This window comes from Rhodococcus sp. NPDC060090 (genome assembly GCF_042729855.1).
Classification (GTDB): domain Bacteria; phylum Actinomycetota; class Actinomycetes; order Mycobacteriales; family Mycobacteriaceae; genus Rhodococcus.
On sequence record NZ_JBHWXB010000011.1, the window covers coordinates 154,735 to 175,354 of the forward strand.

The following is a 20,620-nucleotide window of genomic DNA, read 5'->3' on the forward strand; positions in this document are numbered from 1 at the left end:
GAACGCGCAGGTTCGAGATGCTCTCCTACCCGAGGAACACGTTGCGGCGATGGGTGAGCAGCTTGTAGAGGGTCTGCTGGATCACTTCACGGACGTGGTCGGTGACCTCGAACAACACCATCGGATCGTCGGCCGCTGCCTCGTCGTGGACATCCGTGGCGATGGGCGTACCGAACTCGATGTACCACTTGGACGGCAGCGGCACCGCACCGAGCGGGCCGAGCACCGGAAAGAGTGGCGTGATCGGGAAGTAGGGCAGACCGAGCAACCGCGCGAGCGACGTGAGGTCGGCGATGTTCGGATAGATCTCCTCTGAGCCGACGATCGAGCACGGAATGATCGGTGCGTGGGTCTTCAGAGCCGCGGAGACGAACCCGCCGCGTCCGAAACGCTGCAGCTTGTAGCGCTCCTTGAACGGCTTACCGAGCCCCTTGTACCCCTCCGGGAAGACGGCGACGACCTGATCGTGGGCAAGGAGTCGTTCGGCATCGGGATGGCACGCCAGGGTGTGCCCTGCCTTGCGAGCCACCGTGCCGACGACCGGCATGTCGAACGCGAGATCGGCTGCGAGCATCCGCAGCGGCCGGTGCGCGCGGTCGTGCACGGCGACCGAGGTCATCAGGGCATCGACGGGCAAGGTGCCCGCGTGATTCGCGACGATGAGTGCACGACCGTCGGCCGGAATGTTCTCGATCCCTCGGACCTCGACGCGGAACCACTTGTCGAACAGGGGACGCAGCGCAGGGATGAGGATGTTGTCGTTGAAATGCGGGTCGAAGCCGAAGTCGTCGACATCGTAATCACCGGTGATCCGCCGCCTGAGGAATTCGGCTCCGCCCGTGATGTGCCCGATCAGGGCGGTGCGCAGGTCGTCGAGGAGACCGTCGACAGCCGTGTGCTGCGGTGGTAGCTGTTCGGCACTCCCGGTCGCAGATCCCTGCGACGGGTGCGCGGCGAAGGACTCCTCGGACCGCCCATGAGCCGGACGCCGAGCCCCTGCATGTCGACTCCCCGCATGCAGCGGTATGACCTTGGCAACCTGAGTCATCGCACCTCCGTCCGCTCCCCGAGTGCGGAAAGCAACATCGATTCGGCCTTGTCGACCCATTCGGACTTCACGATGCGGGACATCCCGATTCCGCGCGCGAAGTCGTCGAGGGCTTCCTTGGTGGTCCAGCGCGGTTCGAATACGAGTTCTTCACGCATACGTCTCGTGTCGAGTCCGCAACCGAAGTGGAAGTAGTCGAGTTCTTCCTTCGTGAACGACTTCATGACCGATCCCACGAGGGCATGGCCCAGATTTCGGAACAGGCCGTAGGGCATCGGCACGGTCAGACCACCGGCACGACGCACCGCCTGCGACATCATCACGATGCCGTCGCCTGCCACGTTGTAGGTGCCGGACGGCCCGCCGAGCGTCGCGCATTCGAGCGCGCCGAGTGCGTCCTCCTCGTGCAGCAACTGCAGTCGTGCATCACGCCCGAGGACATTGGGGACCAGCGGGGAAGTGAGATAGTTCGACACCGACCCGGGCAGGCGATTGCCGACCGTGGGTGCGAGCCGCAGGATCGTGGTGGCGATGTCGCTGCGTCGCCGTGCCAGACCTCGCAGGTAGCCCTCGATCTCGATCATGTCGCGGGCGAACGCCCCGGTGGGACGGCGTCGAGCGCTCATCTCCTCCGTGAATTTGGCGGGATCCTTGGCGCTCGACCCGTAGACGACCGACGACGACCGCAACACCACACTGCGCACCGAGGGCGCTTTCTGACACACCGCGAACAGTTGCATCGCGCCGAGAACATTCATGTCCTTCATTGCGGCGCGCGCGCCGGATTTCGGCGCCTTGGTGACCGCCGACGCGTGCACGACGGTATCGACGTTCATGTTTCTGATGACCTTGCCGATCAGCGGGTTCCTGATGTCGGCGAGGACGAATTCGGCGCGTCCCATGCGGCGGTGCATGTCTTTGGTGGGCGACTGGTTGTCGACGGCGATGACGCGTTCGATGTCGGGGTTCTGCGCCAGTCTCGTGACGAGGTAGCCGCCGAGGAACCGGCTCGCGCCCGTCACCAATACGACACTCGGCGGTTCGGCCTGTCGGCCACGTGAAGTCACAGCACCCCCTGCTTTGCAGAACATCTCCGTCGTCGGCCCCACCTCGGCCACGAGGACGGTATGCGGTCCAACAATACGGTGACATCGGCGACACCGCATGACACCTGGGTAACCGTCGAGTTGCTAGTGCAGATACGGCGAATGCCCGCCACCATGAGTGACGGGCATTCGCTCGGCAGTACTGCTACCGGCAGTGACTCACTTACTGCTACCGGCAGTGACTCACTTACCGTGACCGGCAGTGACTCAATTGCCGTAACCGGCAGTGGCCTACTTGCCGAGTTTCCTACGCTGCACGCGAGTGCGGCGGAGCAGCTTGCGGTGCTTCTTCTTCGACATGCGCTTGCGGCGCTTCTTGATCACAGACCCCATGTGGGCATCCCTCGCGTTCTTATAGCGTTCCTGCGCACGCCGGTGACGTACGCCTTCTTCTGTCGGACGCTGGGCCTCGTGGTGACGAGGTCAGTGCCTCACGACACCGGCTGACCGGTACGACGAATTGCAATCGTACCGGTGCAGGAACGACCGGATGAAATCGAGGTCCGCTCCGTGCTTCCACAGCCTTCCGAGCCGGCTTATCCGACGTCGAAATATGATGTCTCGAGATAGTCGTGAACTGCCTTTGCGTGCACGCGGAACGAACGTCCGACGCGCACAGCGGGCAGTTCACCGCTGTGTACAAGCCTGTACACGGTCATCTTCGACACCCTCATCAACGACGCCACTTCGGCGACCGTCAGGAATTGGGTACCTGCGAGGACCGACTGTCCGTCTTGGGGTTGACCCTTCGACGGTGTATTTCCTGAAACCATTACACACCTCCGGCACGTCCGCGCCGCCGGCTTCCCCTCCGGCGGAACAGACACGCACGTGCTCATTCGAGCTTAGCGTGACGAATGGTTCCTGTGCGACGATGACGGTCACCAATTTCACTTCTGCCACACAACTGCGGCGTGTCGCGGGGCGCAACGCCGGCATGTTCGACTATTCGGAACGGGCGCCGAGCTGCACCGATCGCTGCCGTGCAGCCTCGAGAGCGTTGTAGAACGCAGTCCGCACCCCACCCCGCTCGAGTTCCTTGATCGCGGCGGCCGTCGTGCCCCCGGGCGACGTCACGGCCGCACGCAGATCCGCAGCGTTCTCCCCGGACTGCGCAAGCATCGCCGCCGATCCGGTCATGGTCTGCACTACGAGGTCCGTCGCGACGGTGCGGCCGAGCCCGAGCGCGACACCGGCGTCGATCATCGCCTCAGCGACGAGGAAGAAGTACGCGGGCCCGGAACCCGAGACCGCGGTGACCGCATCCATCTGCGATTCGGCGACCACAGAGACGGCTCCCACCGACCCCAGCATCTCGCGCACGATGTCGAGGTGCTCGCCCTTCGCGTGACGCCCTGCGGCAAGCACGCTCGCGCCCTGCCCGACGAGCATCGGGGTGTTGGGCATCACTCGGACGACGGGAGACCCCGCGGGGAGCTTGTTCTCGTAGTGCGCGGTCGCGATGCCCGCGACGAGCGAGACGACGATCTGCTCGGAATCACTGTCGAGGTCGGCCGAGGCCACGTCCGCGATCACGGCATCGACATCGCCCGGCTTGACCGCGACGACGATGACGTCGGCGCCCTCGGCGGCATCGGCAGTGCTGTCGGTGACACGAATCGCATACGCGCGAGCCAGTTCGTCTGCTCGCTCGGACAGCTTCTCGGCCACCACGAGGTCCTTGGTGGCGTAGCTGTTCTGCAACAGCCCCGAGATCAGTGCCTCACCGATCCTGCCGCCACCGATCACCGCAATTCTCGTCATGGGTGACAGCGTGCCACGGGTCCCCTGTGTGGCACGCATCGCAGTCCCGTAGTCGATCTTCGGTCGACCGACCGGCTCGTCGGCGTCGGCCGACCGGCTCGTCAACGTCGGCCGACCGGCTCGTCAACGTCGGCCGACCGGCTCGTCAACGCGGAATCATCGCGAGCTGGCGGGACTGCACCACGACCGTGCCCGTCGAATCGACCACGGTGTGATCCGACTCGAACCACGTCTGCCCGAGCACGATGCTCTCGTTCGTCAAGCGCAGCCAGCCCGGTGCGGGAAGCGCGCGCAGGTACGCCGTCAGCTGCACGGTGGGCGCCCACCCGAACATGCCGCGGTTCATCGTCACGGGCGCCGAGATGTCGCCCGCCATGAGGGCGAACAGTGCCACCGTGTCGAGGTGCGCCTCGTCTGCGGGACGGAGCTTGGTCCACATCGCGATGCGCGGATCGCTCTGGTCGCCGCGCAGGAATCCTGCGGTCGACACGTCGACGCGCATGTCGACGGAGCCGCACAGGTTCACGATCTGCCCCATCGGGTGATCGGGGGTGATCACCACCGCGTCCTCGGTCGGCAGCGCGGGCAATGCGGTTGCCGGATGCGGCACGGCGTACCGCGGTTGGCCACTGTCGGGAACGCCCAACGTGACGTTTGCTCGCACCGCGATCCGGCCGCCCTGCCCGAGTTCGGTCTCCACCACGGAGACCTGCTTCCCCAGCTTGCGGACCACGGTGGTGATCTCGACGTCGCCGGGGTCGGGTGCGGACATGAAGGACGCGCTCACCGCGAGGGGCTGTGCCGCCGGGTCGGCTCCGGCCTCGATTCCGGCGCGGCGGGCCGCGGCGGCGCTCACCGCGAGCATGCATCCACCGTGAACCTTGGGTCCGATGGTCCAGGTGGGCGCGATGTGTGCCGACCACGCGCCCTCGCCGGTGGCCGTGAGTGCGGTCAGATCACGGAAAGGATGGTCGGGGGTCACTGTGTCTCCTGCGGGTGTCGATCGGGCTGGGTGCAGCCGGAACTGCCTGGGTCGGCTGCTGTAGAGAAAGTCCGGGCGGCTCGATGCTGGTGCGCGAGGCGACGCATCGCCGCGAGCACCGGTTCGTACAGCGCTGTGCCGAGGACTGCGGCTTCGACGGTCTCCTGACGAGAGGTCGTCGGAAGGAGATCCACGTCGAGGTCCGCGATCCCACGGATGTGCTCGCCGTAGACGTCGATGCGTCGATCGGACATGGTCAGGCCGGCCGAGTCGAGCGCCGCGAGCGCGCGTTCGAGTTGGGCGACAGCAGTGAATCTCGGGTCGTACAACTGTCCGAGTCGCTCGAGCAGTGCGCGCGTACGCGGGTACTCGGCGTCTGCCGAGTCGTCGGCCCCGGAAAGGCTGCCCGGGTACGGCGGGAGCGCCATGACCGCCTTGCCGAGTGCGACGAACAGATCCTCGCCCGGATCCTCGACGAGTGCGACGACCACCTTGATCTTGTCGAGCGGGAGCCCCTGACCGGCGAGCGCACGGACCAGACCGAGTCGTCGTACGTGCGCGTCGTCGTATTGCGCCTGCGTCGCGCTCGTTGCGCGCCCGGGCATCAGGAGTTCTTCGCGCAGGTAGTACTTCACGGTGGCCAGCGGCACGCCGGTGCGCGCCGCCAATTCCGAGATCCGCATGATCGCCTCCGATTTCCTCTTGACATCGGATACTACAGCTATCCAGTATTGGGTATTCCAACTATCCAATCTAGGGACAGAGACACCCCATGCATCCCTTGCTCGTCATCGTTCTCGGAGCGACCCTGCTGACCGTTGCAGGTATCGCATTCGGGGGAACTTTCCTGCTCCGCATCGCAAACGGCGGCGTAGCCACCAACGACCTCCAGAAGTCCTTCTTCCGGGCCGGACATGCCCACGCCGGAGTCCTCGTCACGCTCGGGATTGTCGTGGCCGTCGTCACCCACGTCACCGGCGCATCACCGGGATGGTCGGCCACCGGCTCCATCGCCGTGCTGGCCTCCGCAATCCTCGTCCCGGCCGGGTTCTTCCTCTCGGTACTGGGCGCGAATCCCACACGGCCGGGCCGGATGATGCACTCGGTGTGGCTCGGCGCCGCATCACTGACCGCCGGCGTCGTGATCTCAGGTGTCGCGGTCCTCGCTGCCGGCATCAGCGCCATCTGATCCGGGCGCATCGACTGCAGGCGTCTCAGCGCCGGGAATCCGGGCAACTTCCGCTGCGCGCGGATGCGCGGGACGCGTGGTGATCGCGCTCTGCGCCGGACGATCGAGATGCTTTCGGGCGAACGAAAGCGCCCGGCCGAGCATCACCGACCGCTCGGCCCGGGTACGCGCGCTCTGCGTACTCACTTCGAGCACCACCTGGCCGGAGAAATCACTGTCGGCGAGTTGCCGGCACACCTCGGCGCACGGCTGGTCACCTGCACCCGGGATCATGTGTTCGTCCACCGACGACCCTCGACCGTCCGCGAGATGCAGATGGTTGAGACCCTCCCCCATCCGTGCGGCGAGCGCGAGTGCATCCATTCCGGCGGTGGCGGTGTGCGACAGGTCCAGCGTGTAGTGATCGAATCCGGTGTCGGTGGGATCGAGCGACGGACTGTACGCCGACACTGCGGGACCGGGGCCCCCTCGACGACGCAGACGGTTCGCGCCGCGGCCGCGGAACAGCACGTCCGCACGCATCGGATACATGTTCTCGACCGACACCGACACGTGGCTGCCCTGCTCGAGAGTCTTCACCTGATCGACGAAGCCCTCGGCGTATCGGCGTTGCCAGCGGAACGGCGGGTGCACGACCACCGTCGACGCACCGAAGATCTCGGCTGCCTCGACCGACCGTCGGAGCTTCACCGCGGGATCCGCGCCCCAGACGCGCTGAGAGATGAGCAGACACGGCACGTGTACCGCGAGCACGGGAACCCCGTACTTGCGCACGAGCCGCTGTACCGCCCCGGGGTCCTGGCTCACCGGGTCGCCCCACACCATGAGTTCGACCCCGTCGTAGTCGAGGTCTGCGGCGAACCTGAAGGCCGCCTCGGTGTTCTCCGGATACACCGAGGCCGTCGACAGCCCCACCGGAATGCGCCGCGCCGTCACCATGAACGCGGCCTCATCTGTTGGGTAGTAGGAACAGCAGCGGACCGAATGCCACGAACGCACCCACCCCGACTGCGATGAGCTGGCTGGTGATGTCGTCGGTGCGGCGCAGGACCCGCACCAGAGCCACGAGGCCGACGATCACCAACAATGCAAGACCGAACGCCACCCACGGCATCATGTCCCACAGCTTCTCGAAGCCCTTGAACAACAGCCCGCCGACGACGATCGCGGCGATGCTCTCGCCGATGAGCAGAGCCCACTGTTTGACGCCGCCGTCGGCTTTGTCGACGCCGTCGTCCGCAGTGGCGCCGGGCTTGCTCCTGCCGGGCTCACTCTTCGCCGAGGATGCACGCGACGACTCGGGATCATCCTTCGACGCAGCCTTACCTCTCGAGGTGGTTTTACCACTCGACGCGGCCTTGCTCTTCGAGGTGGCCTTGCTCTTCGAAGTGGCCTTGCTCTTCGACGATGTCTTGCCCGTCGCGTTACCGCCGTCATCGCCCTTCGCCACACCGATGGTGTCGGTGTCGTCGCCATCGTCGTCGGCGCCGGTTCCCTGAAGGTCACTTGCGGGGCCCGAGAGCAACCGTGGCTCCGGAGCGCCGGAGGCCCGCGGCGGCGGTGACGGTGACGGTGCCGCAGTCACCGGCACGCCAACAGTGTCCAGGTGTGCGCGCGCACGACGCGGCAGAGCCTCCGGACGGATGATCTCGGTAGGCGACTCGACCTTGGCGCCGTCCGAGATCGTGGTGGGATGGTCCTCCACGGGAGCTTTACCGAATGCAGCCTTGCCGATGGCCGATTTTCCGCCGGCGGGCTTTCGCACCGCGGGTGTCACTGTCGTCGCGTCGACGATGGCCGCTCGCGGAGTGATCGTGGTCAGTTCGTCGGCAGACGGTGGCGCAGTTCTCGACGGTGATGCAGTCCTCGACGGTGATGCAGTCCTCGACGGTGATGCAGGGGTCGACAGCGTCGGCCCAGCGACCTTCGGGGTCTCCGGCACGACCGGTTCGACCCGGGGGGTCTCGGGAACAGCAGGCTCCACCTTCGGCGTCTTCGGTGTGGCCACCGCGGGCACCTGCGGACTGATGTCCTCGCCGGCCCCCGACTCCACGGCAGGCTCAGGGTCTGCAGGCACACGGGTGATCGGAATCTCGCCGGTCAATTCGGCAACGGAGATGCCGCCGGCAGTGCCGCGGCGACGGCGGCCACCGCCGCTGCTGCGCGACCCCACCTTCTTGCCGTTCCGCGCGAGCAGTTCTGCTACCGAAATCTGTCCGGTATCCGTGCTCTTACTGTCGGTCACTTGGATGCCACCACCAATTCCCCGCCCATCTCAGTGTCGAGCTTCCGAAGAATCAAACCCTCACGCAGCGCCCACGGGCAGATCTCCAGGGTCTCCGCCCCGAGCGCCCGCATGCTCGCTTCGGCCACCAATGCGCCCGCGACGAGCTGCTGGGACCGGTCCGAGCTCACGCCCTCGAGCTCCGCACGGTCCGATGTCGTCATCCGCGAGATGAACGCGATCAGCTGTCGTAGGCCGCTCGCGGTCAAGGTGCGTCGTACACGGATTCCCGCGGACGACGGTGCTGCACCTGTCAATCGTGCCAGTGTGCGGAAAGTCTTGGAAGTAGCGACGGACAGATCCGGGTCTCCGGCGCGACGCAGATGCTTGGTCGGCTCCACCAGTTCGGCATCGAGCCAGTCGCGCAACGCCGAGATACGACGCTTGCCGGGCGGGTCCTCCCGGAACCAGTCGCGGGTCAGGCGACCTGCGCCGAGCTGCAGCGAGTACGCCACGTCGGGGTCTTCGTCGCCGCCGAAGGTCAGCTCGAGCGAGCCACCACCGATGTCGACGTTGAGGATGCGTCCGGCGCTCCACCCGTACCAGCGGCGCACCGCCAGGAAGGTCAGGCGCGCTTCGTCGACCCCCGACAGAACATCGAGGTTCACGCGGGCTTCGTTCCTGACCCGGGCGAGCACCGCCTCCGAGTTCCCGGCGTCGCGGACCGCCGAGGTTGCGAAAGCCATGAGCTCACCGCACCCGGAGGTCGAGGCGATGGCGGCGAACTCCCCTGCCGTCTCCACGAGTCGATCGGCACCGGCCACCGTGAGGTTGCCGTCGTCGTCGATGTTCTCGGACAACCGCAACGTTGCCTTGGTCGAGCTCATGGGTGTGGGGTGACCGCCACGATGGGCGTCCACCACCAGCAGATGAACTGTGTTGCTTCCGACGTCGAGTACCCCTAGGCGCACATGGATACGGTACTGGGTCTACCGTCGAGGATTGTGACAGCAGGTATGTCCGGAGCTCAGCCCAAGATCGTTCCGGCCCCAGAAGTTCCTCTCGACTTTCCACGCGAGTGGGTCGAGTTCACCGACCCCGACAACAACGAACACATCATCGCCGCAGACATGACTTGGCTGCTCTCCCGGTGGACTTGCGTGTTCGGGACACCCGCGTGCCAAGGCATCATCGCCGAGCGACCCGACGACGGATGCTGCTCGCACGGTGCCTTCCTGACCGACAGCGACGACCGGAAGAAGCTGGCCGGTGCAGTGAAGCATCTCACTTCCGACGACTGGCAATTCATGGAGAAGGGGCTCGGCAAGAAGGGGTTTCTCGAGGAGGACGAACTCGAGGACGAGCCCGCACTGCGCACCCGCCGATACAAGGGTGCATGCATCTTCCTGAACCGTCCCGGCTTCGAGGGCGGTGTGGGGTGCGCGCTGCACAAGATGGCGTTGCGTCGCGGTATCGAGCCTCTCGAGATGAAGCCGGACGTGTGCTGGCAACTCCCGATCCGCCGTACCCAGGATTGGGTGGAACGACCGGACGGCACCGAGATCCTGCGCACCACGGTCACCGAGTACGACCGGCGCGGCTGGGGTGAAGGCGGTCACGACCTCGACTGGTACTGCTCCGGTTCCCCCGATGCGCATGTCGGCGCGAAGCCGGTGTGGCAGTCGTACGCGCCAGAACTCCGCGAGCTCCTCGGGAAACCCGCATACGACGAACTCGCTCGCCTGTGCAGGCGTCGCGAGGGGCTGGGATTGATCGCCATCCATCCCGCGACCACAGCGGCCGAGCACCACCACTGACCGTGCGTGGTTTCGGTAGCGTGCGCTACCGGAACCACGCACCGGGCGTCGTCCCTCCGGCTTGTCTCAGCCCTCCAGCTTGTCTCAGCCCTCCAGCTTGTATCCCAGGCCCCGCACCGTCACCAGGTGCTGAGGCTTCGCCGGATCTGCCTCGATCTTCGACCTCAGCCGCTTGACATGGACGTCGAGTGTCTTCGTGTCGCCCACATAGTCGGCGCCCCACACTCGATCGATGAGCTGCCCTCGGGTCAGCACGCGGCCCGAGTTGCGCAGCAGGTACTCGAGCAGATCGAACTCCTTGAGCGGTAGTGCCACATCCTCGCCGTCGACCTGCACGACGTGCCGGTCGACATCCATGCGCACCGGACCGGCGGCGAGGACGGCGTCGTCCTGACCGATCTCGACGTCCGGGTCGGCGCCGCGCCGCAGGACCGCGCGGATCCGGGCGATGAGTTCTCGCGCCGAGTACGGCTTGGTGACGTAGTCGTCGGCACCGAGTTCGAGTCCCACGACCTTGTCGATCTCGCTGTCGCGGGCGGTCACCATGATGACCGGCACCCCCGAACGGCTCCGCAGCTGTTTGCACACGTCGGTGCCGCTCATTCCCGGCAGCATCAGGTCGAGGAGGACGATGTCCGCCCCGCCCCGGTCGAACTCTGCCAACGCTGTGGGTCCGTCGCCCGCGATGGTGGTCTCGAATCCCTCCTTGCGTAGCAGGAATGCGAGCGGATCCGCCAGCGACTCCTCGTCCTCCACGATCAGCACACGCGTCACCGTTGCGTCCTCCGTTGCTTTCTGGATCGAATTCCACCCGAGTGCGGGTGCGGTTCCGGTCGGACTCATTGTCCGACCGCAGTATCGTGCCGCGATGCGGCGGGCTCATCGTCGCCCTTCTCGAAATGAGCCGGGATGAGCAGGGTGAACGTCGAGCCGGTTCCCGGCTTGCTCCACAGCACGATGTCGCCGTAGTGGTTGGCGGCGACGTGCTTGACGATCGCCAGACCCAGACCGGTGCCTCCCGTTGCCCGCGACCGGGCCTTGTCGACGCGGAAGAAACGTTCGAACACACGCTCCTGGTCCTGTCGCTCGATCCCGATTCCCCGATCGGTGACCGCGACCGCGACACACCCGTCACGAAGCGATCTGCTCACCGTCACCGGGCTGCCCGGCGGGGAGTAGGCGATCGCATTCTCGATGAGATTGGTCAGCGCGGTGACCAGCAGGAGGTGATCCCCGAGCATCTGGTATCCGGTCGCGCGATCGGTGTTGATCTCGATGTTTGCGTTCTCGGCGGTGAGCCGAGTGCGGTCGAGAGCATCCTCGATCACCGTGTCGACGTCGACTTCCTCGAGATCCGGAAGCTTCTCCGCACCCTGGAGCCGCGACAACGCGATCAACTCGGTCACCATGTTGCCGAGCCGCGTTGCTTCGCTCTGGACCCGTTGCCCGAAGTGCCGAACACTCTCGGGATCGTCGATGGATTCGAGCAGGGCCTCCGCGAGCAACGCCATCGCTCCGACCGGTGTCTTCAGTTCGTGGCTGACATTGGCGACGAAGTCGCGGCGGGTCGCTTCCATCCGGACCTGTTCGGAGTCGTCGAAGGCGTAGAGCACCACGAACCGGGGATCGTCGTCGAGCAGTTTCTTGGCGACGCAGCGCACCGCGACACGGTCGCGGCCGTGCGGGTTCTTCCGGCTCAGGTCGAGTTCGACGGTGTCCCCGTCCTCGAGGACCCGGCCTGCTGCGATCCATGCGCGGTCGTCGAGAAGTCTGCGGCTGACAAGGCCCAGCTCCTCGGCGCGCGGGTTGAAGAGGATGACGTCGTGGAACTTGTCGACGACGGCGATGCCGGTGGACGAGCCGTACACGACGCGATCCAGCACGACGGCCATCGTGAGTTCGTCGTCGTCATGACGGTCTCGACGACGACGCGACCACAAAAGTGAGGCGGCGAGCAGTGCGCCCAGGATTGCGGCGACCACGGCCACCAGGACGACCTGCAGAACATTCACAATTCGAATCGTAATGACACCTGGCCGTGCAGCAACAGCGGGTGGCCAACGCTCTCTGCACGTCACGGGCCATTTTTCAGTGGTTGGCCCGGTGTTCACCTGAAATTTGCCGAACCCCGCGCGACGAGTTGTCGCGCGGGGTCCGGTTTGTCCGATCGTGCTACTTGGCGCCCTGGTTCGCGACGGCCGCGGCGCCTGCCGCAGCGGCCTCGGGGTCGAGGTAGGTGCCGCCGGGGTTCAGCGGGCGCAGGTTCTCGTCGAGGTCGTACCGCAGCGGGATGCCCGTCGGAATGTTCAGGCCGGCGATATCGTCGTCGGAGATTCCGTCGAGATGCTTGACCAGCGCGCGCAGCGAGTTGCCGTGCGCGGTGACCAGCACGGTCTTACCCGCCAACAGATCCTTCGAGATGGTGTCTTCCCAATACGGGATCAGGCGATCGACGACGTCCTTCAGGCACTCGGTCAGCGGGACCTCGTCGACGTCCGCGTAGCGCACGTCCTGATCCTGGCTGTACTTCGTGCCTGCCTCGATCCGGGGCGGCGGGGTGTCGTAGCTACGACGCCAGAGCATGAACTGCTCCTCGCCGAACTCGTCTTTGATCTCGGCCTTGTTCTTACCTTGCAGGGCACCGTAGTGACGTTCGTTGAGTCGCCAGTCGCGCACGACCGGGATCCAGTGGCGGTCGGCGGCGTCGAGGGCGAAGTTCGCGGTGCTGATCGCACGCCGCAGCAGCGAGGTGTAGAGAACATCGGGAAGGACGTTCTGCTCTGCGAGCAGGGTGCCTGCGCGCTTGCCCTCGGCGACGCCCTTGTCGGTGAGGTGCACGTCCACCCAGCCGGTGAACAGATTCATCGCGTTCCATTCGCTCTCGCCGTGGCGGAGCAGAACCAGTGTTCCGATACTCATGCTCCAATCCTGACACGATCGCGTCGCCGATTCCCCCACGGGCGCGTCGAATGTCCGCTATATCTGACAACACGTGTTGCCATATATTCCGGGCGTCGCCCGGCATCACGAAGAAACCATCGCGAACCGGGGGACGAAGTGACCGAATTCCGCATGACCCGACGTACCGTCCTGACCGCGTTCGGCGCCCTCGGTGCGGCAGCCGCACTACCCGGCAGTGCCGGAGCCCGACCACACCCCCACTCGGCGCCGCGATCCCCGGCACTGCGCTCGAACGGCCGCAGCGTCGCGGTCCTCGGCGGCGGGATGGCCGGCCTCACCGCTGCCCACGAGCTCATCGAGCGTGGGTTCGACGTGACGGTGTACGAACCGACCGCACTCGGCGGCAAGGCCCGCAGCATGCCGTCGCCCGGTACCGCGGCCGGTGGTCGCCTCGACCTTCCCGGCGAGCACGGATTTCGCTTCTTCCCCGGCTTCTATCAGCACATTCCGGACACGATGCGCCGAATCCCCTTCCCGCACAACCCGAACGGAGTGTTCGACAATCTGGTTGCCGGGCCCGCGTTCCGCATGTCGATCCCGGACGGACCGGACCTGACGGCACCGAGCTCGATCGACCGACTCGACGTGTACGACGCCGAGTCACTGCAACGATCGCTCGCCGCCGCTTTCTCTCTCGGAGGCGCCATCCCACCTCACGAACTGTCCGTCTTTCTTCGGAAGCTCACGATGTTCCTGACCAGCAGCATCGAGCGCCGAGACAACGAGTGGGAACATCAGACCTGGTCACAAACATTGGAAGCCGACGGAAAGTCCAAGGGATATCACGACATTCTGGTCTCGGCATTGACCCGGCAGCTCGTCGCCGCACGTCCCGACAGGGTCTCGACCCGCACGATCGGCATCATGGGCCAGGCCTTCGTCTGGAATGCGATGGGCGTCGTGCCGTCCTACGGACACCTCGATCGACTGCTGTCGGCACCGACCAACGAAGCGTGGATCGATCCGTGGGCGCAGCTACTGAGGGATCGTGGTGTTCGATTCGAAATGGGTTGGGCTGCAGAATCCTTCGATATGTCCGGCGGGAAGATCAGTGGCGTCCGCGTCGTGGATACGGCCGGCAACCGCGCGCAGGTCGACGCCGACTGGTTCGTCGCCGCGATGCCCGCCGAACGTGCAGTGCCGTTGTGGTCGCGCGAGATGCTCGACGCCGAACCACGCTTGGATCTCATGCGCAACCTCGTCACCGATTGGATGGTGGGCATCCAGTACTTCATGCGCAGGCCCACCGAAATCGCCGCCGGGCACGTGGCATATCTCGGAACACCGTGGGCACTCACGTCGATCAGCCAGGCACAGTTCTGGCGCGGATCGTTCGCCGACCGGTACGGCGACGGCAGCGCGGTCGACTGTCTCTCGGTCGATATCTCCGATTGGGACACCCCCGGAATCCTCTACGGCAAGACCGCGAAGGACTGCACGGCTGCGGAGATCGCTCGCGAGACGTGGGCCCAGATGAAAGCGTGTCTCGACGACACCGGCGATCAGAATCTCCGCGAGGAGGATCTCGTGTCGTGGTTCCTCGATCCCGGGGTGCGCTGGAATGCCGCGACAGGTCGCAACACCAACGACACTCCGCTGCTGATCAACACGATGGGATCACACGCGAATCGGCCCGATGCCCGCACCTCGATCCCGAACCTGTTCCTGGCGGGAGACTATGTGCGGACCGACATCGATCTCGCGACCATGGAGTCGGCGAACGAGTCCGCCCGCGCAGCGGTGAGTGCAGTGCTCGAGGCCGCCGACTCCCCCGAGCCGGCTCCGTCGATGTTCACCCTGCACGAACCACCCGAGTTGCAGCCGCTGAGGCAGATCGACGCCGATCGATTTCGTTCCGGTCTACCGCACATGCTGGCGTAGCCGGGCGGAAGACCGTCACGATGCGCGTGTCCCGCGTGCACAGATGTGCACGCGGGACACGTCACGACTTCCGCAGGCGCGGTCGGGTCAGAGGTACTGACCGCAGGTCGGCCACGCACCGACACCCTGGCCGGCAAGGACATTCTCGGCGACGCGAATCTGCTCGGCCTTGGAAGCATTGCTGGCGACACCGGTACCGCCGTACGCCTCCCAGGTGCTCTGGCTGAACTGGAGGCCACCGTAGTAGCCGTTACCGGTGTTGATCGCCCAGTTTCCGCCGCTCTCGCACTGCGCGACGGCATCCCAGTTGCCGGATGCTGCGCTCGCGGTGCCGGAGCCCAGGGCGAAGGGAGTGACGACGAGGGCTGCCGCGGTGGCGACGGTGCCCAGGGTGCGCTTGATGTTGAACTGTGCCATGTCTGGTGAATCCTCTCGGCTGCTTCTGCGGGACCCGGGACCGAATGTCGGTCGGATGTCGAGCGCCGGAAAGTCGGCGACTCGTTTGTCTCGCACTGCCCCTCGGGGGTGGTTTATCGGATTGTCCGCGGGGCAGATTCAGCGGCTGCGGGTCCGGGGTAATGACCTGTTCGTTGTCGGTCGATAACAACGTTAAAGGCCAATCACGAAAAGGTCACGGACCGAGTTATTGGCACATTCGTGCTGAAATAACCTTGATCAACAAGGATTTCGCCAGGTGACGAGAGGGAAATCGAACTCGGCGGCACGTGGGATCACACGCATGTAATGTGCCGAGGGTCACAGAACAAGCTGGTAGAGGGCGCGCAAATCGGACAAGAGAAATGCGTCCGAATCGCGCCGAATCCGAAGTGTGACGTTATTGATCGTCGTCACTCGACGATTCGAAATCGAGTCCGCTCTCCTGCTCGATGAGGTGCCGGAAAGGCTCGAGATTGCGCAACGATTCGCCGCGCGACACGCGCCACTCCCACTCACGCTTGATCGACGTGATGAATCCGATTCCGAGGATGATGTTGAAATCGTAGTCGGCGGCTTCGAGAACTTGGCCGAGCACGACGTCGAGTTCGTCGGCGGTGACGGACTGCTCCGATATCCGGCCGACGAGATAGATGTCGCCGACCTTGTCGAGTGTGTACGCCACTCCGTACAGTCGGCGATTACGCCGCAGCAGGTACTTGTAGACGCCCTCGAAGTTTTCGTCGGGCTTGCGGCACACGAACGCTTCGACGCGCAGGCCGTGCGTACCGACCGTCAGCAGTGTGGTGGTCTTCAGCTTGTTCTCGCCGGGCAGTTCGACCACGAAGTGGCCGCCCTCCTTGCGTGAGAACTCCAACTCCCGATCGCGCAGTGTCGCCTCGATCAGTTCGCTCAGCCGTTCGCTCACGCCTTCACTCCACTCGTCCGACGCAGTTTCCACAGTCCACGCTGCCTCCGCAGCGAATATTCTGTCGAACCGAACGCGCGGTTCCGGCGCATTCCCGCCCGTCGATAGCTCTCGAGCAGCCCCTCCGCGGTGTGCTCCCACGAGAAGTTCTCGGCGTGCTTGGGCGCAGCTTCCGCATACGCGGAAAGCCTGCCCGGATCCGAGACGAGCGACCCCAATGCGGCGGCCCAATCATCGATGCGGTGCCCGGCGACGAGCACTCCGGTCTCACCGCTGCGCACCGCGACGCCGAGCCCGCCGACATCGGCCGCGATGACCGGCGTCCCGCATGCCTGCGCCTCGATCGCCACGAGCCCGAAGGACTCCGAATAGCTCGGCACTGCAACAAGATCCGACGCTCGGTAGACTCGGGCGAGACGGTCGGACGGCTGCGGGGGCATGAATGTCACCCGTGCTGCGATCCCGAGTTCACGGGTGAGTTCGATCAGCGAATCCGGCCGTTCGAGACCGCTCCCCGACGGACCCCCGACGACGAGCACCCGAAGCGGAACGTCGGGTGCATCGGCAATCGCCTTCGCTGCAGCGCGCAGCAGCACATCGGGCGCTTTCAACGGTTGGATCCGGCCGACGAACGTCACGATCGTCTCTCGGGGATCGAGCCCCAGCTCGGCCCGCGCAGCGTCCCGGTCGCCCGGGTGGTAACGCGACAGATCGGCCCCCGGAGCGACGACGTCGATCCGTGACGGATCGGCGCCGTAGATACGTTCGAGCGCGGCAGCCTCATCGGTGGTGTTCGCGACCATCCGGTCGGCCTCCGCGACCACCTGTTGTTCGCCGATCTGCCGCGCGGCGGGTTCGGGCTTGTCGCCTGCTGCGAGCGACGCATTCTTCACCGCGGCAAGCGTGTGCGCGGTGTGGACCAGCGGCACCCCCCACCGGTCGCGCGCAAGCCACCCGACCTGGCCCGACAGCCAATAGTGCGAGTGCACGAGGTCGTAGTAACCCTGCGGATGCCGAGCTTCCTCACGCAGCACACCCGCCGCGAAGGCGCACAGCTGCGTGGGCAGGTCGTGTTTGTCGAGCCCTTCGAACGGTCCCGCTTCGATGTTGCGTACCAGCACGCCGGGAACGGCGTGTTGCACGGCCGGATCGGCCGACGAGGTCGCGCGCGTGAAGATCTCCACTTCCACGCCGCGACGTGCCAGTTGGATCGCGGTCTGCAGGACGTACACATTCATGCCACCGGCGTCACCCGTGCCTGGCTGCGCCAGCGGTGAGGTGTGGACCGATATCACGGCCACGCGGTGTGGGCGGCTGGGCTGGGACGTCACCCCTCCATACTGCCTTGCCTGTTCCTCTCGCGAGGAATCGACCTCCCGCCTATGCCCCGACCGCCTATGTGTCCACCGACTCGACGAACTCGGTCACCTCGGCAACGAACCGCGCAGGGTCCTCGACGAACGGGCCGTGGTCGACGCCGTCCCAATAGGAAGTCGACGCGTGGGGCAGCAGCGACTCCGCGTGTCGCGCGGCGGAGATGTCGACCACCGAATCCGCGGTGCCGTGTAGGAGCAGGACCGGGATCTCGAGGCCGCGAAGCAGGTCGTCGTTGCCTGCAGCACGGTCGAACAGGGCGCTCCGCACGTGCGGAGCAGTGCTCAGGGACGCCCCGAACAGCGCCTGCGATACTGCCCCCTTCCCTTCCGGCGGCCCGGTCAATGCGGCACCGAACGAGCTGAGCGCCGCGATCGCCTCGCGCGGCTTCTCCGACATGGCCGCGGGAATCGCGGCGCGCATCGCAGCACCGACCTTCCCGCCCTTCTCGCCGCGTCCGATGCTCGTGATGGCACCGACCAGCACGACACCGGCCACCTTCGCCGACCCGTGCACCGCGAGATAGTCGCAGATCACCAGGCCGCCGTAGGACCATCCGAGCAGTACCGCGTTGTCGGCGTGTTCGGCGTCCAGCACCGCGTGCACGTCGGCCGCCCAGTTCTGCGAATTGTCGTAGCCGCCCTGCGGAGCCCCGCTGTATCCGTGTCCGCGCAGGTCCACGGCAATCACACGGAAGGTGCGAGCGAGATCGCCCAGGACTCGGTCGCCCCAGCACCGCGACGACTGTGCCCAGCCGTGCAGGAGGACGAGCGGACGGGCGGATTCGTGCCCGAATGTGCGGTACACGATCGGGGTGCCGTCGCTGCTGACTACCTCACGCACTGTCATGGCGGTCACTGTAGCCGCGCGCGGAGGTGGATCCCGGCGGCGCACGCCACCGCGATCACGCCTGCGGCGACACCCACTCCGTATCCCGCGCCTGCATCGACCCGGTCGATGACCTGCCCGACCAGGGCGGACCCTGCGGCCACGCCCACGCCGAGACCTGCGACGGTCCAGGTGATGGCCTCCGTGAGCTGACCGGACGGCACGATCTGCTGTGTGAGCGAGGTCGCGACGATCATCGTCGGCGAGATCGCCAGACCGGCGAGCAGATACAGCCCTGCAAGCATGGGCACCGATCCGGCGAGCAGCAGCGGCCACAGCATGATCGCGACCAGGGCCGTTGCGATCAGCAACTGTCGGGTCAACGACGACGTCGTCACCCGTGCACCGAAGAGGATGCCGCTGATCGCCGAGGCGAAAGCGAACAGCGCCACCACTACCGTCGCGGCGCCGGGAACTCCGTGTTCTGCGGTGAACGCGACCCCGACGACGTCGATGACCCCGAAGATCACGCCCATCGCGAACATGACGGCGATCAGCGCGACGAGCACCGGCAAGCGCAACAGGTTGGCGTTCGGCGTCTCTGCCGTGCGGGACCGCACCGCCGGCTGCGTTCCGCGTAGCCCGGCAAGTACGAGGGTGCCCACGAGAAGCAGAATCGCGCCCAGCAAGGGTCCGGCCTCGGGGAACAGGGCGATGCTGAGTCCGACGGACAGCACCGGTCCGACGATGAAGCACATCTCGTCGATCACGGCTTCGAGTGCGAAAGCGGTGCGTAGTTGCGGTGTTCCGCCGTACAGCTCCGTCCAGCGCGCCCGCACCATCGCCCCGATCGTCGGCATCAGGCCGGCGGGGATCGCGCACAGGAACAACAGCGGCACGGGCCATTCGAACCGTACGCCCAGGAGCATCGTGAGTGTGGCTGCTGCACTGATCGCGGCGGCCGCGGGCAGGACTCGCTGCTGACCGAGCCGGTCGACGGCCCGCGACACCAGGGGTGTCATCACTGCGTACGACAGCGCGAACACTGCGGACAGCGCACCGCCGAGCGCGTAGTCGCCCCGTAGCTGGGAGAACATCGTGACGATGCCGATGCCGATCATGGCGATCGGCAGGCGCGCGACGAACCCCGCCGCGCAGAACGCGACGGAGCCCGGCGCGGTGAACAGAGCGCGGTAAGAACCGCCCGGTTGCTGGGACACCTCGGTGGGATTTCCTCTCTCGGCACCGCGCACGGCCGTACGTGTGCCAGCATGCAGCGTATGGGCGTTCTGGTCTGCTTTCACGCGCACCCCGACGACGAGGTCTTCGCGACCGGCGGAGTCATGCGCCTCGCTGCCGACGCGGGGCACCGGGTGGTGCTCGTCGTCGCAACGGATGGCGCCGCCGGCGAACACCCGGCCGGGCTGCTCGGCCCAGGTGAATCACTCGCAGATCGACGGATGCGGGAGCTCGAACGATCCGCCGAAGCGCTCGGCGTGGCGCGGCTCGTGCCGCTCGGATACCCCGATTCCGGAATGGCCGGAACACCGGAGAACGACAACCCCGCGGCGTTCGCGAGAGTCGACGTGGACTCTGCAGCCGCCCGGTTGGCCGCCATCGTCGAATCCGAACGCGCCGACGCGGTCACCATCTACGACGCCCACGGCGGATACGGACACCCCGATCACGTGCAGGTCCACCGCGTCGGGGTACGCGCAGCAGAATCGACCGGCCACGACGCGGTGTACGAATCGGCGATGAACCGCGATCATCTCAGACGGCTACTCGCCGCGAACCCCGAGGTGACGAGCGATGCGCACCCACCCGACCTCGACACGTTCGGCTTACCCGAGTCCGAGCTGACCACTGCCGTCGACGTCACCGGCACCATCGCCGCGAAGGTCGCGGCCATGCGCGCACACGAATCTCAGATCGGTGACTTCGGCCCGATGCTCGGCATGACCGACGAACAGTTGCGGGCCGCATTCGGAATCGAATGGTTCCGGCGGCGCGGTGGCGCACCGGGACTGCAGGAGACCTCGCTGCGATTGTGACCGGAGATCATCCCCGAGCTCCCTAGGAA

21 protein-coding genes and 1 pseudogene are annotated in these 20,620 nt (G+C 65.9%); 4 read left to right on the forward strand and 18 right to left on the reverse strand.

Features of this window, described 5'->3' with window-relative positions; translation table 11 throughout:
• Nucleotides 1–25 precede the first annotated feature (25 nt).
• From ACFWCF_RS16725 to ACFWCF_RS16755, 7 genes are all read right to left on the reverse strand, one after another.
• Nucleotides 26–1,048, reverse strand: a complete 1,023-nt coding sequence (locus tag ACFWCF_RS16725; protein WP_378563353.1) for a lysophospholipid acyltransferase family protein — start codon at nucleotides 1,046–1,048, stop codon at nucleotides 26–28.
• Nucleotides 1,045–2,139 carry an NAD-dependent epimerase/dehydratase family protein gene (locus tag ACFWCF_RS16730; RefSeq protein ID WP_378563559.1) on the reverse strand — a complete coding sequence of 365 codons (1,095 nt, stop codon included), beginning with the start codon at nucleotides 2,137–2,139 and terminating at the stop codon, nucleotides 1,045–1,047. The genes ACFWCF_RS16725 and ACFWCF_RS16730 overlap by 4 nt, the downstream gene beginning before the upstream one ends.
• 246 nt (nucleotides 2,140–2,385) lie before the next feature.
• Nucleotides 2,386–2,487, reverse strand: coding sequence for a 30S ribosomal protein bS22 (locus ACFWCF_RS16735; RefSeq protein ID WP_003402602.1), 102 nt, complete (start codon nucleotides 2,485–2,487; stop codon nucleotides 2,386–2,388).
• Between the two features lie 203 nt (nucleotides 2,488–2,690).
• On the reverse strand, nucleotides 2,691–2,927 hold the full coding sequence (locus ACFWCF_RS16740; RefSeq protein ID WP_054719598.1) for a helix-turn-helix domain-containing protein: 237 nt from the start codon (nucleotides 2,925–2,927) through the stop codon (nucleotides 2,691–2,693).
• 172 nt (nucleotides 2,928–3,099) lie between these two features.
• A complete protein-coding gene (gene proC / locus ACFWCF_RS16745; protein WP_378563356.1) occupies nucleotides 3,100–3,918 on the reverse strand; it encodes a pyrroline-5-carboxylate reductase in 819 nt (272 codons plus the stop codon).
• Between the two features lie 145 nt (nucleotides 3,919–4,063).
• Entirely contained in the window at nucleotides 4,064–4,900 is an 837-nt protein-coding gene (locus tag ACFWCF_RS16750; RefSeq protein ID WP_378563359.1) for a thioesterase family protein, read from the reverse strand.
• Complete coding sequence (locus ACFWCF_RS16755) at nucleotides 4,897–5,583, reverse strand: MerR family transcriptional regulator (protein ID WP_378563362.1); 687 nt, start codon at nucleotides 5,581–5,583, stop codon at nucleotides 4,897–4,899. The genes ACFWCF_RS16750 and ACFWCF_RS16755 overlap by 4 nt, the downstream gene beginning before the upstream one ends.
• Before the next feature lie 89 nt (nucleotides 5,584–5,672).
• On the opposite strand from ACFWCF_RS16755, the gene ACFWCF_RS16760 reads away from it, so the two are divergent.
• A complete protein-coding gene (locus ACFWCF_RS16760; protein ID WP_378563365.1) occupies nucleotides 5,673–6,089 on the forward strand; it encodes a hypothetical protein in 417 nt (138 codons plus the stop codon).
• Here ACFWCF_RS16760 and ACFWCF_RS16765 read toward each other — a convergent pair.
• From ACFWCF_RS16765 to ACFWCF_RS16775, 3 genes are read right to left on the reverse strand one after another with little or no spacing between them, the layout of a single operon-like run.
• Nucleotides 6,048–7,028, reverse strand: coding sequence for a sugar phosphate isomerase/epimerase family protein (locus ACFWCF_RS16765; RefSeq protein ID WP_378563368.1), 981 nt, complete (start codon nucleotides 7,026–7,028; stop codon nucleotides 6,048–6,050). The genes ACFWCF_RS16760 and ACFWCF_RS16765 overlap by 42 nt on opposite strands.
• 10 nt (nucleotides 7,029–7,038) lie before the next feature.
• Nucleotides 7,039–8,334: a hypothetical protein gene (locus ACFWCF_RS16770; protein ID WP_378563371.1), complete on the reverse strand. Its 1,296-nt coding sequence runs from the start codon at nucleotides 8,332–8,334 to the stop codon at nucleotides 7,039–7,041.
• Entirely contained in the window at nucleotides 8,331–9,284 is a 954-nt protein-coding gene (locus ACFWCF_RS16775) for a hypothetical protein (RefSeq protein WP_378563374.1), read from the reverse strand. The genes ACFWCF_RS16770 and ACFWCF_RS16775 overlap by 4 nt, the downstream gene beginning before the upstream one ends.
• Nucleotides 9,285–9,329: 45 nt before the next feature.
• Here ACFWCF_RS16775 and ACFWCF_RS16780 point away from each other — a divergent pair, with 45 nt between their 5' ends.
• On the forward strand, nucleotides 9,330–10,130 hold the full coding sequence (locus ACFWCF_RS16780) for a hypothetical protein (RefSeq protein WP_378563562.1): 801 nt from the start codon (nucleotides 9,330–9,332) through the stop codon (nucleotides 10,128–10,130).
• An 84-nt stretch (nucleotides 10,131–10,214) separates the two neighbouring features.
• Here ACFWCF_RS16780 and ACFWCF_RS16785 read toward each other — a convergent pair whose 3' ends face one another.
• The 3 genes from ACFWCF_RS16785 to ACFWCF_RS16795 form a co-directional block, all read right to left on the reverse strand.
• Nucleotides 10,215–10,904, reverse strand: coding sequence for a winged helix-turn-helix domain-containing protein (locus tag ACFWCF_RS16785; RefSeq protein ID WP_378490345.1), 690 nt, complete (start codon nucleotides 10,902–10,904; stop codon nucleotides 10,215–10,217).
• A gap of 65 nt (nucleotides 10,905–10,969) precedes the next feature.
• Nucleotides 10,970–12,142, reverse strand: coding sequence for a sensor histidine kinase (locus ACFWCF_RS16790; protein WP_378563377.1), 1,173 nt, complete (start codon nucleotides 12,140–12,142; stop codon nucleotides 10,970–10,972).
• A 160-nt stretch (nucleotides 12,143–12,302) separates the two neighbouring features.
• Nucleotides 12,303–13,049 carry a phosphoglyceromutase gene (locus ACFWCF_RS16795; protein WP_378563380.1) on the reverse strand — a complete coding sequence of 249 codons (747 nt, stop codon included), beginning with the start codon at nucleotides 13,047–13,049 and terminating at the stop codon, nucleotides 12,303–12,305.
• Nucleotides 13,050–13,202: 153 nt separating this feature from the next.
• Here ACFWCF_RS16795 and ACFWCF_RS16800 point away from each other — a divergent pair, with 153 nt between their 5' ends.
• The gene (locus tag ACFWCF_RS16800; RefSeq protein WP_378563383.1) at nucleotides 13,203–14,972 is read left to right on the forward strand and encodes an FAD-dependent oxidoreductase; all 1,770 of its coding nucleotides are present in this window, start codon (nucleotides 13,203–13,205) and stop codon (nucleotides 14,970–14,972) included.
• A 90-nt stretch (nucleotides 14,973–15,062) separates the two neighbouring features.
• Here ACFWCF_RS16800 and ACFWCF_RS16805 read toward each other — a convergent pair.
• The 5 genes and pseudogenes from ACFWCF_RS16805 to ACFWCF_RS16825 form a co-directional block, all read right to left on the reverse strand.
• Nucleotides 15,063–15,389 (reverse strand): annotated as a pseudogene (locus ACFWCF_RS16805) (transglycosylase family protein); the annotation flags it as partial.
• 418 nt (nucleotides 15,390–15,807) lie between these two features.
• Nucleotides 15,808–16,335: a YbjN domain-containing protein gene (locus ACFWCF_RS16810; protein ID WP_378563386.1), complete on the reverse strand. Its 528-nt coding sequence runs from the start codon at nucleotides 16,333–16,335 to the stop codon at nucleotides 15,808–15,810.
• Nucleotides 16,332–17,666 carry a D-inositol-3-phosphate glycosyltransferase gene (gene mshA, locus ACFWCF_RS16815; protein ID WP_378563388.1) on the reverse strand — a complete coding sequence of 445 codons (1,335 nt, stop codon included), beginning with the start codon at nucleotides 17,664–17,666 and terminating at the stop codon, nucleotides 16,332–16,334. Before mshA ends, ACFWCF_RS16810 begins: the two co-directional genes overlap by 4 nt.
• Nucleotides 17,667–17,730: 64 nt before the next feature.
• On the reverse strand, nucleotides 17,731–18,558 hold the full coding sequence (locus ACFWCF_RS16820) for an alpha/beta fold hydrolase (protein ID WP_378563391.1): 828 nt from the start codon (nucleotides 18,556–18,558) through the stop codon (nucleotides 17,731–17,733).
• A 5-nt stretch (nucleotides 18,559–18,563) separates the two neighbouring features.
• Nucleotides 18,564–19,757, reverse strand: a complete 1,194-nt coding sequence (locus tag ACFWCF_RS16825; RefSeq protein WP_378563394.1) for an MFS transporter — start codon at nucleotides 19,755–19,757, stop codon at nucleotides 18,564–18,566.
• Between the two features lie 60 nt (nucleotides 19,758–19,817).
• On the opposite strand from ACFWCF_RS16825, the gene ACFWCF_RS16830 reads away from it, so the two are divergent.
• A complete protein-coding gene (locus ACFWCF_RS16830; protein ID WP_378563397.1) occupies nucleotides 19,818–20,591 on the forward strand; it encodes a PIG-L deacetylase family protein in 774 nt (257 codons plus the stop codon).
• Nucleotides 20,592–20,620: the final 29 nt, after the last annotated feature.